The organism is Kribbella pittospori (assembly GCF_004331465.1).
GTDB classification, from domain to species: domain Bacteria; phylum Actinomycetota; class Actinomycetes; order Propionibacteriales; family Kribbellaceae; genus Kribbella; species Kribbella pittospori.
Map to the genome: position 1 here is coordinate 236,077 of NZ_SJKB01000009.1, position 12,751 is coordinate 248,827.

13 protein-coding genes are annotated in these 12,751 nt (G+C 69.1%); 3 read left to right on the top strand and 10 right to left on the bottom strand.

From position 1 onward, the window contains the following. Positions 1 to 1,476, bottom strand: coding sequence for a MocR-like pyridoxine biosynthesis transcription factor PdxR (gene pdxR / locus E0H73_RS27850; RefSeq protein WP_202867589.1), 1,476 nt, complete (start codon positions 1,474 to 1,476; stop codon positions 1 to 3). Between the two features lie 28 nt (positions 1,477 to 1,504). Between pdxR and E0H73_RS27855 the strand changes: the two genes are divergently transcribed. Genes E0H73_RS27855 through E0H73_RS27860 form a run of 3 tightly spaced genes read left to right on the top strand, consistent with a single transcriptional unit; the run spans position 1,505 to position 3,967 of the window. Continuing rightward, positions 1,505 to 2,305 (top strand): methyltransferase domain-containing protein, encoded by an 801-nt coding sequence (locus E0H73_RS27855; protein ID WP_131361532.1) that lies wholly within the window; start codon positions 1,505 to 1,507, stop codon positions 2,303 to 2,305. After that, positions 2,302 to 2,445, top strand: a complete 144-nt coding sequence (locus E0H73_RS46045) for a hypothetical protein (RefSeq protein ID WP_165555844.1) — start codon at positions 2,302 to 2,304, stop codon at positions 2,443 to 2,445. The genes E0H73_RS27855 and E0H73_RS46045 overlap by 4 nt, the downstream gene beginning before the upstream one ends. A 31-nt stretch (positions 2,446 to 2,476) precedes the next feature. Continuing rightward, the gene (locus E0H73_RS27860) at positions 2,477 to 3,967 is read left to right on the top strand and encodes a CYTH and CHAD domain-containing protein (protein ID WP_131361533.1); all 1,491 of its coding nucleotides are present in this window, start codon (positions 2,477 to 2,479) and stop codon (positions 3,965 to 3,967) included. A 116-nt stretch (positions 3,968 to 4,083) separates the two neighbouring features. On the opposite strand, the gene E0H73_RS27865 is transcribed toward E0H73_RS27860, so the two are convergent. From E0H73_RS27865 to E0H73_RS27905, 9 genes are all read right to left on the bottom strand, one after another. Then, positions 4,084 to 5,715, bottom strand: coding sequence for a solute symporter family protein (locus tag E0H73_RS27865; RefSeq protein WP_131361732.1), 1,632 nt, complete (start codon positions 5,713 to 5,715; stop codon positions 4,084 to 4,086). A gap of 11 nt (positions 5,716 to 5,726) precedes the next feature. Further along, positions 5,727 to 6,068 (bottom strand): DUF485 domain-containing protein, encoded by a 342-nt coding sequence (locus E0H73_RS27870; RefSeq protein WP_131361534.1) that lies wholly within the window; start codon positions 6,066 to 6,068, stop codon positions 5,727 to 5,729. Positions 6,069 to 6,297: 229 nt separating this feature from the next. Beyond that, on the bottom strand, positions 6,298 to 7,881 hold the full coding sequence (locus E0H73_RS27875) for a sodium/solute symporter (protein ID WP_238164315.1): 1,584 nt from the start codon (positions 7,879 to 7,881) through the stop codon (positions 6,298 to 6,300). A 39-nt stretch (positions 7,882 to 7,920) separates the two neighbouring features. Beyond that, the gene (locus E0H73_RS27880) at positions 7,921 to 8,301 is read right to left on the bottom strand and encodes a hypothetical protein (RefSeq protein ID WP_131361536.1); all 381 of its coding nucleotides are present in this window, start codon (positions 8,299 to 8,301) and stop codon (positions 7,921 to 7,923) included. A gap of 1 nt (position 8,302) precedes the next feature. After that, positions 8,303 to 9,052, bottom strand: coding sequence for a LytR/AlgR family response regulator transcription factor (locus E0H73_RS27885; protein WP_131361537.1), 750 nt, complete (start codon positions 9,050 to 9,052; stop codon positions 8,303 to 8,305). A gap of 73 nt (positions 9,053 to 9,125) precedes the next feature. After that, complete coding sequence (locus tag E0H73_RS27890) at positions 9,126 to 9,317, bottom strand: hypothetical protein (protein WP_131361538.1); 192 nt, start codon at positions 9,315 to 9,317, stop codon at positions 9,126 to 9,128. Between the two features lie 101 nt (positions 9,318 to 9,418). Further along, positions 9,419 to 10,633, bottom strand: coding sequence for a formaldehyde dehydrogenase, glutathione-independent (gene fdhA, locus E0H73_RS27895; protein ID WP_131361539.1), 1,215 nt, complete (start codon positions 10,631 to 10,633; stop codon positions 9,419 to 9,421). A 208-nt stretch (positions 10,634 to 10,841) separates the two neighbouring features. Next, on the bottom strand, positions 10,842 to 11,972 hold the full coding sequence (locus E0H73_RS27900) for a histidine kinase (protein WP_131361540.1): 1,131 nt from the start codon (positions 11,970 to 11,972) through the stop codon (positions 10,842 to 10,844). Between the two features lie 17 nt (positions 11,973 to 11,989). Then, complete coding sequence (locus E0H73_RS27905; RefSeq protein WP_131361541.1) at positions 11,990 to 12,727, bottom strand: metallophosphoesterase family protein; 738 nt, start codon at positions 12,725 to 12,727, stop codon at positions 11,990 to 11,992. Between the last annotated feature and the right edge of the window lie 24 nt (positions 12,728 to 12,751).

Genomic DNA, 12,751 nt, shown 5'->3' on the forward strand with positions numbered 1-12,751 from the left:
TCAGCTCCGGATGACCTCGGCGATGGTGCTGATGGCCTCGGTGATCTCGGTGGGGGTGCGGGCGGCGTAGCCGAGGACCAGACCGGGCGCGTGGGGGAGTTGGCAGTGCCAGGAGAGCGGGTGGGTCTTGATGCCCTTCTGGAGCGCCCGGGCGGCCAGGTCGACGTCGTTCAAGGTGTCGTCGAAGGTGATGGTCAGGTGTAGCCCGGCCGCGGCGCCGTGGACGGTGGCGGACGGCAGGTAGTTGCCGATGGCATCGACCATCGCGTCGCGGCGGGTCCGGTGGCGGCGGCGGAGGAAGCGGAGCTGGCGTTCGAGCTCGCCGGACTCCATCAGGTGGGCGAGCGTGAGCTGCGGGAGCGCGGCGTTGCCGAGGTCGGCCAGCCGTTTCATGCCGATCAGCGCGGCCTTGTACTGCGGCGGCGGCAGCATCCACCCGATCCGCAGCGACGGTGCGAGCAGCTTCGACACGCTGCCCGCATAGATCACCTGATCGGCCAGCATCGCGCGCAGCGCCGGAACCGGCGGACGGTCGTACCGATGCTCGGCGTCGTAGTCGTCCTCGATGATCAACCCACCGTCAGCCGCCCACTGAACCAACTCCCGCCGCCGCTCGCCTTCCAGTACGACGCCTGTCGGGAAATGGTGCGCCGGAGTCGCCATCACCGCCCGGACGCCCGACTCGCGCAGCAGCTCGACCCGCAGCCCACCGTCGTCCACCGGGATCGGCGGCGTACGCATCCCCCAGTTCTGCAGATGCTGCCGGGATCCGAGCGACCCAGGATCCTCCACCGCAATCTCGCGGATCCCGCGGTCCTTCAGCACCTGCGCAGCCAGCCCGATCGCCTGCGAGACTCCGGCGACGACGATCAGGTCGTCCGGATCCGCCGCGATCCCGCGATTGCGGGCCAGCCAGTTCGCGACTGCGCGACGGAGCGCCGGTGTACCGGACGGATCGCCGTACCCGAACTCGGACGAGTCGAGGTCGCTCAGCACCGCCCGCTCGGCCCGCAACCACGCGGCCCGCGGAAAGGCTGCGAGATCAGGCACGCCGGGCGTGAGGTCGATCCGGGCCGGAGCTGCCCGCAAACTGTCGAAAACATCCAGGCCGGGCTCAGGTACAACCGGTGGCGTGATCCGGCCCGCTGCAACGCCCGGCTCGGCGACGAACGGAACTGCGACGACCACAGTGCCGGCGCGGCCCCGGCCGGCGACGTGGCCGTCTTCGGTGAGGCGTTGATAGGCCTCGGTGACCACCCCGCGGGAGATGCGGAGCTCGGCGGCGAGGAGGCGGGTCGCGGGCAAGCGGCTGCCGATCGGGAGGCGGCCGTCGGAGATCGCGGCGCGCAGGCTCTCGGTGAGCCAGTCCGACAACCCGCCCGGCGGCGCGTCCGCGGGATTCAGTTGCAGGAAGTCCGCGCCCGCGTTGACCAGTCCTTTGGACCTGCCACTTTGGCTCGGATTGGACCTGTTCACTGGACCATTGTGGCGGCACTTTGGAGGTATGGGAACTGACTACGTGCACGGCTACACCCCGGCCGAGACCCGCCGGCTGACCGACCAGGCGCAGACTCTCGCCGACCTCCTGCACGGCGGTACGACATACTCGCCCGGGAGCCGCGTCCTCGAAGCGGGCTGCGGCGTCGGTGCGCAGACCGTCCAACTGGTCACCCGGAGCCCGGGCATCGACCTCGTCTCGGTCGACATCTCCGAGGAGTCCCTCGCCCGGGCCAAGGCCCGCGTCGCCGCCGTCGCCCCCGACGCGCGAGTCGACTTCCGGCACGCCGACCTCCGAGAGCTTCCGGACGAGACCTTCGACCACGTCTTCGTGTGCTTCGTGCTCGAACACCTCGCGGACCCGCACGCCGCTCTGGTCGCCCTGCGCCGCCTGATCAAACCCGGCGGCACGATCACCGCGATCGAAGGCGACCACCAGTCGGCGTTCTTCCACCCACGCAGTACGGCGGCGCAAGCGGTGATCGACTGCCTCGTCGACCTGCAGGCCGAGGCCGGCGGCGACTCCCTCATCGGCCGCCGGCTGCAGCCACTCCTCAAGGACGCCGGGTACGCCGACGTCCGGGCGCACCCGTGCACGGTGTACGCCGACGAGACTCTGCCGCACCTGGTCGACGGCTTCACCCGGAAGACGTTCATAGCGATGGTCGAATCGGTCCGGGAGCGCGCCCTCGCCGCCGGGATGCGAACGCCGGCCGAGTGGGCGCAGGGCATCCGCGACCTGGAGAAGTCCGCGGAGTCCGGCGGGACCTTCCACTACACGTTCTTCAAGGCGGTGGGCGGAACATGATCGCTCTGCTGGTTCTCGTTGTACTGATCTGCTGGGGGCTCAACCGCAACCAGCGGCGGCAGCTTCGGACCACCTCAGCCAACGGCGTACCGGACCGGGATCTGGAGCGGCTGGTCGCTGACCTGCGAGCATTGGGCTGACCAATTCATGAACGCCTGGTAAACAAGAGGTATGGCGCCGACTGAGCAGCTCGAGATCGAGACCAAGTACGACGTCGATGATGGCGCGAGTCTGCCCGCGCTGCACGAGCTGCCTGGGGTCGCGAGTGTGGCGCAGCCGGTCGAGCTGGACCTCGAGGCGGTGTACTACGACACCGAGGCGCTGGATCTCGCCGCCAACAAGGTGACGCTGAGACGGCGGACCGGTGGCGAGGACGACGGCTGGCACATCAAGTTCCCGAAGGCCGCTGGCGAACGGCTGGAGATCCACCACCCGCTCGGACGGTCGGTGGACAACGTTCCGATCGCGCTGGTCCGCACTGTGCGGGTGCACGTCCGGGACAACCAGCTGATCCCGGTCGTCACGCTGCAGACCCACCGGGTCGTCCACAAGCTGCTGGACGGCGACGGCAATGTGCTCGCGGAGGTGGCCGACGACCGCGTCACCGCGACGGTCGAGGGTGCCGAGCCGGAGAGCTGGCGGGAGTGGGAGGTCGAGCTCATCGCCGGTGAGCGTGAGCTCCTGGAAGCCGTTGACCCCGTACTGCGGTCGGCCGGAGCCGAGCCCGCGGCGGGACCGAGCAAGCTCGCGCGGGCCTTAGGCGACCGCGTACCCACCCTGGCCGACTGGGAGCTGCCGAAGAAGCCGCGGACCTCGGACCTGTTCCGTGCGTACGCCGGTGAACAGGTGCAGGCGATCCGGGACCGCGATCCGCAGGTACGTCGTGATGTCCCGGACTCGATCCACAAGTTCCGGGTGGCGACGCGACGGCTGCGGTCCGCGCTGGCGACGTACCGGCCGGTGGTGGACCGCGAGGTGGGTGACCAGATCCGGGCTGAGCTGAAGTGGCTGGCCGGCGAGCTCGGTGTCGCCCGGGACGCCGAAGTCCAGCGTGAGCACTTCGCCGCGGAAGTGGCGGAGCAGCCCGTCGAGCTGGTGATGGGCCGGGTCGCCGGCCGGATCGACGACCACCTGCGCGGCGTGTACAAGGAGGGCCGGGCAGGCGCCTTGGCTGCGCTGGAGAGTGAGCGGTACTTCCAGTTGCTGGACACGCTCGACGAGCTGATCGCCAAGCCGCCGCTGGTCGGTGACGACCGGAAGGCGGCCAAGCAGATCGGTGATCTGCTGCACCACGACTGGAAGCGGATGCGGAAGGCGGTCGGCCGCGCCCAGGACGCGGAGAGCTCGGCCGAGCAGGACCACGAGCTGCACGAGGTCCGCAAGGCGGCCAAGCGGTTGCGGTACGCCGCGGAGTCCGCCGTACCTGTGCTCGGGGATGAAGCATCAGACCTGGCGGCTCGGGCCGAAGAGGTCCAGGAGATCCTCGGCGAGCACCAGGACAGCGTCGTCTCCCGGGAGTTGCTGCGTCAGCTCGCGATCCAGGTCCACCTCGACGGCGGCAACGCCTTCACCTTCGGCCGCCTGCACGCCGCCGAAGAACTCCGCGGCACCCGCTCCCGCGACACCTTCCTCACCCTCTGGCCCACCCTCAAGCTGTCCTGACAACGCGAGACGGACCCGGCCAGGGGGTACCGGGTCCGTCTCGAGGGGCGGAGGTGGGGCTGCCAGGCAGGATCGCGTACGGTCCGCAGAGCCTGCCTGACAGGTCTGGAATCACCTCAGTGCTGGACCGCCTTCTCGGCGCCCGCGCCGGTGAGGGAGCGGACCTCCATCTCGGCGAACTTGTCGACGTCGACCGGCTCCTTGCTGGTGACCGTGCCGAGCCAGCCGAGCACGAAGGCCAGCGGGATCGAGACGATGCCGGGGTTGTCCAGCGGGAACCAGTGGAAGTCGATGCTGGTGTCGGTGATCATCGACAGGCTCTGACCGGTCTTCGCGTCGACCTTGCCGGAGACGACCGGGCTGAACGCGATCAGGATGATCGCCGAGCCCAGGCCGCCGTAGATGCTCCACAGCGCGCCGCGGGTGTTGAACCGCCGCCAGAACAGCGAGTACAGGATCGTCGGCAGGTTCGCACTGGCCGCGACCGCGAACGCCAGCGCCACCAGGAAGGCGATGTTCTGGCCGTTGGCGAAGATGCCGCCGATGATCGCGACGAGGCCGATCACGACCGCGGTGTACCGGGCCACCCGGACCTCACCGTCGCCGCTGATCTGGCCCTTCTTGATGATCTGGCCGTAGACGTCGTGCGCGAACGACGTACTCGCGGTGATCGTCAGGCCGGCCACGACCGCCAGAATCGTGGCGAAGGCGACCGCGGAGATGACGCCGAGGAGCAGCTCACCGCCGAGCTCGAACGCCAGCAGTGGAGCGGCCGAGTTCGCCTTGCCGGGCGCGGCCTTGATCGCGTCCGGGCCGACGATCGCGGCAGCGCCGTACCCGAGCACCAGCGTGAACAGGTAGAAGATGCCGATGATCCAGATCGCCCAGCTGACACTGCGCCGAGCCTCCTTGGAGTTCGGCACCGTGTAGAACCGCATCAGGACGTGCGGCAGGCCGGCGGTGCCGAGCACCAGCGCCAGTGCCAGCGAGATGAAGTCCAGCTTGCTGATCCCCGTTGCGCCGTACTGCAGACCCGGGTTGAGCAGCTTCTCGCCGGCCGCCGGGCTGTTGTCGACGGCCGCACCGAGCAGACCGGACAGATTGAACGAGTACTTCGCGAGCACCCAGATCGTCATGATGCCCGCGCCGATCACCAGCAGGACGGCCTTGATGATCTGCACCCAGGTGGTGCCCTTCATGCCGCCGACCAGGACGTAGGTGATCATGATCGCGCCGACCACGGCGATCACGATGCTCTGGCCGGTACGGCCGGAGACACCGAGCAGCAGCGCGACCAGACCGCCGGCGCCGGCCATCTGCGCCAGCAGGTAGAAGAAGCAGACGCCGAGGGTCGAGATCGCGGCGGCCATCCGGACCGGCCGCTGCTTGAGCCGGAAGGACAGTACGTCGGCCATCGTGAACCGGCCGGTGTTCCGGAGCAGTTCGGCGACCAGCAGCAGGGCCACCAGCCACGCCACCAGGAAGCCGATCGAGTAGAGGAAGCCGTCGTACCCGTTCAGGGCGATCGCGCCCGCGATGCCGAGGAACGACGCGGCGGACAGGTAGTCGCCGGCGATCGCGATGCCGTTCTGCGGGCCGGTGAAGGACCGGCCGCCGGCGTAGAAGTCGGCCGCGGTCCGGTTGTTCCTCGACGCCCGCAGCACGATCGCGAGGGTGGCCAGCACGAACAGCGCGAAGATGATGATGTTGACGGTCGGGTTGCCGATGTCGGTTGCCATAGGCAACATCAGTGGGGCGGTCACTGCAGCTCTCCCTCGATCTGGTCGCGCATCCGCTCGGCGTCGGGGTCGATCCGCCGGTCGGCCCAGCGGACGTAGATCATCGTGATCGCGAACGTCGACACGAACTGGCCGAGCCCGAACAGCAGGGCCACGTTGATGTTGCCGCCGACCTTGTGCGACATGAACTCGGGTGCATAGGCGGCGAGCAGGACATAGAGGAAATACCAGACCAGGAACAGGCCGGTCATCGGGAACACGAAGCGCCGGAACCGGCGACGCAGTTCGGAGAAGTCCGGCGAAAGCTGGACCTCCCGGTACGTCGTCAGGTCCGGGTCACCCGCGGATCGCGTATCGGACATCGCGGGACCTCCAGACGGGGATCAGGCCGGGCGAATGGGCCAGGCAGGGGCTGCTGCTGGTCCGTACTGTGGCCTCGGTCACTGTCACCCGACAGCACCCACACGCATCGAGCGCTCAGCGGACCACACCAGTCGCCCGGTGGATCACTCCGCTGCGGCGAGCGGTAGGAATCCCACGACGAACGGCGCGGACGCCCGCCACTCACCAACCTCCGTCATTCGCTGGCCTTCACGCGTGACGAGGCGGCGGTGGTGTGGTCCGCGAGCGGTTGGTGAGTGCCGCAGGTCCGGGTCCGCGATCGACATCCACCGCTTCGGGGGTGTGCAGGCGGACCATGCTGCGGGCGGCGCCGGCGGGGATCTTGTCGGGGGTCAGCTTCGACACCACGATCACGGTGAGGAACGCGAGCGGCATCGTCCACGCGGCAGGCTGACCGACCAGTGCCTTGGGCCAGCCGCCGTCGGGGCCGCCGAGCACGTTGATCAACGCGGCGGCGCTCGCGGCGACCCCACCGACGACCAGGCCGGCCGCGGCGCCGGTCGTGGACATCCGGCGCCACCAGATCCCCAGCACCAGCAGGGGACAGAACGTCGACGCGGCCACCGCGAACGCGAGCCCCACAGTGTCGGCCAGACTGAGCGAGCCGGTCACCAAGAACGCCAAGTAGGGAACGGTCATCGAGAGCACAGCAGCGATCCGGAAGCTGTTCACCGCCACGTAGTCCCCACCCGTCCACCGATGCAGCCGGCTCCGGAACAGGTCCTGGTCGATCACTCCAGCGATCGCGACCGTCAGCCCCGACGACGTCGAAAGGAACGCGGCGAACGCCCCGGCCGCGACCAGTGCACCGAGCAGATCCCCTGCGGTACCAGGGAGGATCCGGTTCGGCAGTTCGAGTACGACGGTGTCCGCGCCCGCACTCACCAGGTCGGGCGCGAACGTCCGGCCGAGTACGGCGTACATCGGTGGGAAGAGGTAGAAGAGTCCGAGCAGCGCCAGGACGACGACCGTCGTACGGCGAGCCGCCCGGCCGTCCGGGTTCGTGTAGAAGCGAACGAGCACGTGCGGAAGGCCCATCGTTCCGAAACAAAGGGCCAGAAGCAACGAATACGTCGCGTACAGCGGGTGGTCCCGGCCACCGGCGCGGGACAGTGGCTCGGACCACTCGGAGGCCGCGCCTTGCAGCGACTGCAGTACGCCGGCCGGATGGTCGCCGGAGCGCCACGCGATCAGGATGACGAAGATCGGTGTGGCCAGCGCGGTGAGCTTCAGCCAGTACTGGAAGGCCTGGACGAAGGTGATCGAGCGCATGCCACCGGCCGCGACGTTGAAGACGACGATCACCGCGACGACCGCGGCACCGACGTCCGGTGGCGCGCCCGTGACGGTCTGGACGGTGAGGCCGGCGCCGTGCAGTTGGGGCAGCAAGTACAGCGTGCCGATGCCGACGACCAGACCCGAGCAGATCCGGCGGACCACGGCCGATTCGAACCGGGTCTCGGCGAAGTCGGGCAATGTGTACGCACCGCTTCGCCGCAGCGGTGCCGCGACCAGGACCAGCAGCATCAGATAGCCGACGGTGTAGCCGACCGAGAACCACAGCATGTCCGCGCCGTTGACCAGCACGAGACCGGCGACACCGAGGAACGACGCCGCCGACAGGTACTCACCGCTGATCGCGGATGCGTTCCAGCGCGGCGAGACTGCGCGGCTGGCGACGTAGAAGTCGCTGGTGGTCCGGGAGATCCGCAGCCCGAACAAGCCGATCCCGATCGTTGCCAGGACCACCAATCCGATCGCGGTCAAGCTCATCGCCGACGACATTCAGACCCTCCCCACCGGCAGGCACTGCTACTGCCGTCCGACGAACTCGGTGAACTCGGCCTCGATCCGTTCGGCGTTGCGGACGTACAAGCGGGCGGCGACGTACACGACCGGGTAGACCACGATGCCGAGGATCACCCAGGGCAGCGGCAGGCCGAGGACGGACAGCGTGCGAGTCGCGGGGACGAGAGCGAACAGCAGTGGGATGCCACCGAGGATGACCACGGCGCCGGCGATCACCGCGAGGGTGAGGCGGAGCTGGGACTGGATCAGCGAGTGCATGTAGATCTCGCCGAGCCGGGTCTGCTCGTCGATCTCGCGCGTCCCGGTGGGGATGACGGGTCGCCGGGTAGCAGTCCTGCGCGGGCTGGTGACCCGAACTCGTCGCGGACTGTCCGGCGTACTCATGTCAGCCGCGCAGGGAGGTCGAGCGGACCAGGAGGTCGCGGAGTTCACGAGTGTGGCGGCGGCTGACGGGGAGCCAGTCGTCGCCGACCCGGACCGCGCACCGGCCGCCGTCGACGCGCATCTCGTCCACGTGGGCGAGGGCGACCAGCGTGCTGCGGTGGATGCGGGTGAACCCGGCGTCGCCCCAGCGTTCTTCCAGCGTGCTCAGCGGGATCCGGACCAGGTGCGAGTTCTGGCCGGTGTGCAGGCGGGCGTAGTCGCCCTGCGCCTCGACGTACCGGACCGTCGAGCGCTGGACGAACCGGGTCACACCGGCCAGCTCGACCGGAATGACCTCGTCGTCGGTTTCGTCCGGCGTCTGCAGCGCCGCCGGCGCACCTGCGGTGACGACCCGGCGGACCGCCTCGGCCAGGCGCTCGGCCCGGACCGGTTTCATCACGTAGTCGGTGGCCTCGAGCTCGAACGCCTCCACCGCGTGTTCGTCGTACGCCGTGACGAAGACGATCTGCGGCCGTGGCGGGCGGAACTTGGAGATGACGCTGGCCAGGTCGATCCCGTCCAGCCCGGGCATCTTGATGTCGCAGAACACCACGTCCAGGTCGGCCGCCTGCAGGATCTTCAGCGCGTCCGGCCCGTTCGACGCGGTCCGGATCTCCCCGATCCGGTCGTCCCGCTGGAGCAGATACACCAGCTCGGCAAGGGCAGGCTCCTCGTCATCCGCGACCAGCGCGCGCAAGGGAGTCTCGGCCATGCCCTCACAGTAGTGCCAGCCAATCCGGAATTGGAGCCACCAGCCGGCCCACCGCGGAAGACAGGTGAGCTGGTCAGGACAGCATGTGGGGAGCGTGGTCGGGCTGGTGTTCCCAGCGGAGTCGGCCCGAGCCGAAGCCCGCCGCGTGTACGCCGTCGTGGCCGCTCGGCCGCCGGCAGTAGTAGTGCGGCGAATACAAGTCGCGGCACGAGTCCTGGTACGCCGTGTAGGCGAACTCGAGGTCCAGTCGCTCGTCACTGCTCATGAAGTCGCTCTCGTAGTACCTGGCCTTCCTCCGCAGTATGCCTCGGCCGGGTGTCGACGACGAGAGCCGGACCCCTGCGCCCAGCTCCCGTCGCCCGCTCCTTACTTGATCAACCCGTGCGGGTCGAGCACGTACTTGCGCGCCGCGCCCTTGTCGAAATCGGCGTAGCCCTGCGGTGCCTGATCCAGCGGGATGACCGTGGCGTTCACGTTCTTCGCGATCTGCGTACGGTCGTGCAGGATCGCCTGCATCAGCTGGCGGTTGTACCGCATCACCGGACACTGCCCGGTCGTGAACGACAGCGACTTCGCCCAGCCCAGGCCCAGGCGGATCGACAGCGAGCCGGTCTTCGCGGCCTCGTCGGCCGCACCGGGATCACCGGTGACGTACAGGCCGGGGATGCCGACCGCACCACCGGCGGCGGTCACGTCCATCACCGTGTTGAGCACGGTGGCCGGACGCTCGGACCCGGCGTCGGTGCCGTGGCCATGGGCCTCGAACCCGACGGCGTCGATCGCGCACTCGACCTCCGGTACGCCGAGGATCCGCTCGATCTGGTCCTTCGGATCGCCCTCGGACACATCGATCGTCTCGCAGCCGAAACTGCGCGCCTGTTCCAGCCGTTCCTTCTGCAGGTCGGCGACGATGACAACGGCCGCACCGAGCAGGAAGGCCGACGTGGCCGCGGCCAGGCCGACCGGCCCCGCGCCGGCGACGTAGACGGTCGAACCGGTCCCGACACCCGCCGTGACAGCGCCGTGGTAGCCGGTCGGGAAGATGTCCGACAGCATCGCCAGGTCGCGGATCTTCTCCAGCGCCCGGTCCTTGTCGGGGAACTTCAGCAGGTTCCAGTCGGCGTACGGCACCAGCGCGTACTCCGCCTGGCCGCCGACCCAGCCGCCCATGTCGACGTACCCGTACGCGGACCCGGGCCGATCCGGGTTCACGTTCAGGCAGACGCCGGTCTTGCCCGCCTTGCAGTTGACGCACCGCCCGCAGGCGATGTTGAACGGGACGGACACCAGATCGCCGACCTTGATGAACTCGACGTCACGGCCGACCTCGGCCACCTCGCCGGTGATCTCATGGCCGAGAGCGAGTCCCGGCGGCGCCGTGGTCCGGCCGCGCACCATGTGCTGGTCGCTGCCGCAGATGTTGCTGGCCACCACCTTGAGGATCGCCCCGTGCGGAATCTGCCGCCCCACGTTGGCAGGGTTGACCCCTGGACCGTCCTTGAGCTCCAGACCCGGGTAGTCGATCGTCTCGACCGCCACATCGCCCGGACCCTTGTAAATCACCGCCCTGTTACCTGGCACGAGTAGTGCTCCTCTCCGTCCGGGCTCGACCAGCCCATCGGCACTCTTCGTGGGCCGCGATCGCTTCGAAGGCGATCCGGCCGTCGCCTGCCCCGCACAGGTGAATCCACTCCGTCACGACGCTCGCGCAGATGCGCAATCCCAACGCCGTAAGGGGATTGCTGCCGACGCTAGTCCGCGCCACTACTACCGTCAACGGCGCAGTGGACTACGGCGTGGCGTGTACTCCTGAGGAGTATTTGGGGACCCGGAAGGTGACCTTGGTGCCGGCGTCGACTGCGGTTTCGACGACCAGGCCGTAGGCGTCGCCGTACACCTGGCGGAGCCGGGCGTCGACGTTGCCGAGGCCGACCGAGTCGCTGCCGGACTCGCCGGACAGGGCCGCGCGGATCACTTCCGGGTCGCTGCCCGAGCCGTCGTCCTCGACGCTGATCTCGGCCTCGTTGATCCGGTCCCGGGCCCGGATCGTGATGTGCCCGACGCCGGTGGTGCCCTCCAGTCCATGGCGTACGGCGTTCTCCACCAGCGGCTGGACGACCAGGAACGGGATGACCACCGGCAGTACTTCGGGCGCGATCTGCAGCGACACCTTGAGCCGGTCGCCGAACCGCGCTTGCTCCAGCACCAGATAGCGCTCGACGTTGCGCAGCTCGTCGGCCAGCGTGGTGAACTCGCCGCCGCGCCGCAGCGCATACCGGGAGAAGTCCGCGAACTCCAGCAGCAGCTCCCGCGCCCGCCCGGGGTCGGTCCGGACGAACGACGCGATCGCGGCCAGCGCGTTGTAGATGAAGTGCGGGCTGATCTGCGCCCGCAGTGCGCGCAACTCGGCCTCGATCGCCCGGGTGCGTTCCTTGTTGAGCTCGGCCAGCTCCACCTGGCCGGACACCCAGCGAGCGACCTCCTCGGTCGCCCGGACCAGTGCGGCCGACGAGCGGATGCTGTAGGCGACCAGTACGGCGACCACGCGCTCCTCGGTGACGATCGGCGCGACCACCGCCGTACGGACCGGGCATTGCGGGTCGCTGCAGGCCACGTCATGCGCTCCGAGGACCGCCGTACGTCCGGAGCGGAGGGTGGGAGCCGCAAGAGCCTTCGCATCGCCGCGGTGGTTGCTCTCGTACGGTCCACCGACCCCGTCCCACGCCAGTACGCCGGAGGAGTCGCAGATCGCGATGGCCGCCGTACCGAGGAGGTCTCTGAGGTGGCGGCTCGCCTTGCCGGCCGCGGCGGGGGTCAGACCCTCGCGCAGGTGGGGAGAGGCCAGCGAGGCGGTATGCAGGGTCGCATACGTCGCCTTGTCAGCCGGAGTCCCGAAATGCTTCCGCCGCCGTGCGAACACCTGTCGACGGTAGCCGGTCAGCCCTCCGCGCGGGGTCTGAACGCGTCCAGCGCCTCGGTGTCGGAGTAGTTGGTCAGCAGGTACTCCTCCACCCACTCCTGCCGGCCTGGGTATGTCGACTCCGTCGTGATGCGCTCCGCGGCCTTGGCGGCGTCCAGTGGTGCGCGGCGGAGTTGTACGCCGTCGGCGGTCAGCAACGCCCAGCTCGGGCCAGGAGCGCCGTACGGCATGCCGACGCTGCCGGCGTTGACCACCAGCCGCCGGTCTACCTGCCGGGCGAACGGCATGTGGGTGTGGCCGCACACCACCGTCCTGACGTCATCGGACAGCCCGGTGAAGACCTCGGCCCACCGTGAGATCGGGCTGTCGACCAGCACCATCTCCTCGTCGTCCCGCGGCGTCGCGTGGCAGAAGAGCGCGTCCCCGATGGTCACGGTGGTCGGCAAGGAAGCCAGCACCTCCACCTGGTCAGGCCGCAGCTGCTGCGCCGCCCACGGACTCACCGCATCCGGCGGCTCGCCGGTGAACGCGGCCCGGGCCATCTCCACCAGTTCCCGGTCGGCGTTGCCCCGCACCCACACCACTCGGTCGCCCAGTGACGTCAGCAGGTCCAGAGTCTCGACCGGCTGCGGCCCACTGGCGATGTCCCCGGCCAGCACGATCGCATCGGCCGACCGTACGTCGTCCTCCGCCAGCACCGCCTCCAGAGCGGGCAACACCCCGTGCACGTCAGCCAGCACCGCTATGCGTTCCATGCCGCCAGTCTGCCGCCAAACCCC

What these genes read in the sequence shown, in the direction of transcription:
- E0H73_RS27880 (WP_131361536.1), bottom strand. Translation starts at nt 8,301, where the DNA reads ATGAGTACGCCGGACAGTCCGCGACGAGTTCGGGTCACCAGCCCGCGC.
- E0H73_RS27885 (WP_131361537.1), bottom strand. Translation starts at nt 9,052, where the DNA reads ATGGCCGAGACTCCCTTGCGCGCGCTGGTCGCGGATGACGAGGAGCCT.
- E0H73_RS27855 (WP_131361532.1), top strand. Translation starts at nt 1,505, where the DNA reads ATGGGAACTGACTACGTGCACGGCTACACCCCGGCCGAGACCCGCCGG.
- E0H73_RS46045 (WP_165555844.1), top strand. Translation starts at nt 2,302, where the DNA reads ATGATCGCTCTGCTGGTTCTCGTTGTACTGATCTGCTGGGGGCTCAAC.
- E0H73_RS27875 (WP_238164315.1), bottom strand. Translation starts at nt 7,881, where the DNA reads ATGAGCTTGACCGCGATCGGATTGGTGGTCCTGGCAACGATCGGGATC.
- E0H73_RS27905 (WP_131361541.1), bottom strand. Translation starts at nt 12,727, where the DNA reads ATGGAACGCATAGCGGTGCTGGCTGACGTGCACGGGGTGTTGCCCGCT.
- E0H73_RS27870 (WP_131361534.1), bottom strand. Translation starts at nt 6,068, where the DNA reads ATGTCCGATACGCGATCCGCGGGTGACCCGGACCTGACGACGTACCGG.
- E0H73_RS27865 (WP_131361732.1), bottom strand. Translation starts at nt 5,715, where the DNA reads ATGTTGCCTATGGCAACCGACATCGGCAACCCGACCGTCAACATCATC.
- E0H73_RS27860 (WP_131361533.1), top strand. Translation starts at nt 2,477, where the DNA reads ATGGCGCCGACTGAGCAGCTCGAGATCGAGACCAAGTACGACGTCGAT.
- E0H73_RS27890 (WP_131361538.1), bottom strand. Translation starts at nt 9,317, where the DNA reads ATGAGCAGTGACGAGCGACTGGACCTCGAGTTCGCCTACACGGCGTAC.